Here is a 2,002-nt window from a genome sequence, read left to right as displayed (position 1 = left end):
ACGCATCGGAGCGGCTTCGTTGCCTATGGACGATCGGTGGATCGCCCTACGCGGTCAGGTCCCTTCGTTGGAACCGGTCTCGCGATGATTTCGTGTCCGACTCCCTTGCCAGACGCTGTGAAGATGACCGAAGTGGCCGTATCGCGCAAGCGTCATTTCGCACGTGCAGTAGATTTGCAATTCAGAGGCGACCGACCGCTAAAACTCCCCTCACTGAAAGGGAGGACAGGGGATGGGTCGGTTCCCGCATGTCCGAACCGACGGGGCTCAAGCCAGTCGACCCACCCCCAACCCCTCCCTTCCAGGGAGGGGAGAAGAAAGTTCAGGGAAAGCCGGCCAGATACCCCTCGATATCATCCGGATCGAACGCCCGCCGATCGAAGAACGCATCGCGCCCGAGGATCAACCGCCCTTGCGACGATCCCGCGCCGATGCCGTCCGCGCCGATCGCCCCCTCCAGCTTCGAACTCGCATTGGGCAGCGGCGCGCCCGAGCCCGCCAACGCCGCGCGATACACGTCAGGACGAAACACCCCTTGCGCGACGTCCGCCTCCTCGGCCGAGAACGGCGTGCCGTCCCAGCGTACCATCTGCGAATACAGCCACGCTGCTTGGCTGCGCCACGGGAAGTTCGCCGCCTCGCGGTACTGGAACATGAAGTCGGGCACGTGGATCGGCACCGCGTCCTTCACCAGCCGCACCCGGTCGCCGATCGCCCGCGCCACTGCATCGACCGGGGCATCGAGATACTCAGGGCGAGCGAGAATCGCCGCGCTGGCCTCACGCGTGTCGGGATCGACGAACTGCGCGGCGGCGGTATGCAGCGCCCGGATCAGCCGGTGGACGACGTCGCCGCGCTCGACCAGCGTCTCCGCACGCATCGCCAGCACCTTCTCGACGCCGCGCTGCCAGACCTGCGCCGTTACCAGCGCGATCCGCCCGACCCCGCGATCGACCGCGACGCCATTCCACGGCTCGCCGACGCAGATGCCATCGACTTCGCCCGCCGCCAGCGCATCGGCGGCGAAGGTCGGGCTGGTCGTGACGATCTCGACGTCGGTATCCGGCCGGATGCCTACTGCCGCGAGCCAGTAGCGCAGCATGTAATTATGGCTGGAGTAGCGATGCACCACGCCGAACCGCAGCCGCCGCCCCGCCGCAGCACGCTCGGTCGCGACCGCCTTCAGTCGCGCGCCGAGCACGACCGGATCGCCGAGCGCATCGCCGTCCATCACTTGCGCCGCGAGCGGCAGCGACAGCGTGATCGCATTGCCGTTGAGCCCCAGCACAAATGGCACCGCCATAGGTACCGCTGGCCGCCCACGCCCCAGCGCCGTCGCGATTGCCAGCGGCGCGACCATGTGCGCGGCGTCGGTATGACCGTACAGCAGCCGATCGCGCACCGTCGCCCAGGTCATGTCGCGAACGAGTTCGATCTCCAGCCCCTCGGCCTCGGCGAACCCACGTGCGCGCGCGAGGATCGGTAGCGCCGCATCGACGAGAGGGAGGAAACCGATGCGGACCCGGTCGAGCGCCATCACAAATCTCCCATGAGCGCGTCGCTGGTGATGATCGCGTCGGCGATCTCAGCGATCCGCCGGTTGGATCGCATTGCCTGCGCGCGGAGCAGGCCGTACGCGGTCGGCTCGTCGATGCCGCGGCGTTTCATCAGGATCGCCTTGGCGCGGTCGACGGTGGTGCGATCAGCGAGTGCACTGCGAGCTTCGTGCAACTCCGCCTGCAATCGCGCGAACGCTTGGAACCGGCGGATCGCGAGGTCGATGACCGGCTTGATCCGCTGCTTGGCGAGCCCGTCGACGATATAGGCTGAGACGCCTGCATCAACCGCCGCGTTCGTCGACTCTGCGTCGCTTTGATCGACGAACATCGCGATCGGTCGGGCGAGGGCGCGCGATACGGCGAAGAACTCCTCGAGCACGTCGCGGCTTGGATTTTCGAGGTTGATCAGCACTACTTCGGGCGCTGCCTTCTCCAGCGCCGCA

The 2,002-nt window shown here is 66.9% G+C and carries 2 protein-coding genes; both read right to left on the bottom strand.

Annotated features, from left to right (window positions below; translation table 11 throughout):
• Nucleotides 1–322 precede the first annotated feature (322 nt).
• Entirely contained in the window at nt 323–1,537 is a 1,215-nt protein-coding gene (locus tag ASE89_RS12940; protein WP_056678380.1) for a CmpA/NrtA family ABC transporter substrate-binding protein, read from the bottom strand.
• Nucleotides 1,537–2,002: ANTAR domain-containing response regulator (locus ASE89_RS12935; RefSeq protein ID WP_082451488.1), on the bottom strand; the 466-nt coding region annotated here is incomplete at its 5' end. The genes ASE89_RS12935 and ASE89_RS12940, both read right to left, overlap by 1 nt.

The sequence above is a fragment of the Sphingomonas sp. Leaf30 genome, assembly GCF_001422525.1.
GTDB lineage: Bacteria > Pseudomonadota > Alphaproteobacteria > Sphingomonadales > Sphingomonadaceae > Sphingomonas > Sphingomonas aerolata.
This window is presented reverse-complemented; position numbering and strand designations above follow the sequence as displayed.

Coding starts and splice junctions, on each gene's coding strand:
- ASE89_RS12940 (WP_056678380.1), bottom strand. CDS start 1,537: ATGGCGCTCGACCGGGTCCGCATCGGTTTCCTCCCTCTCGTCGATGCG.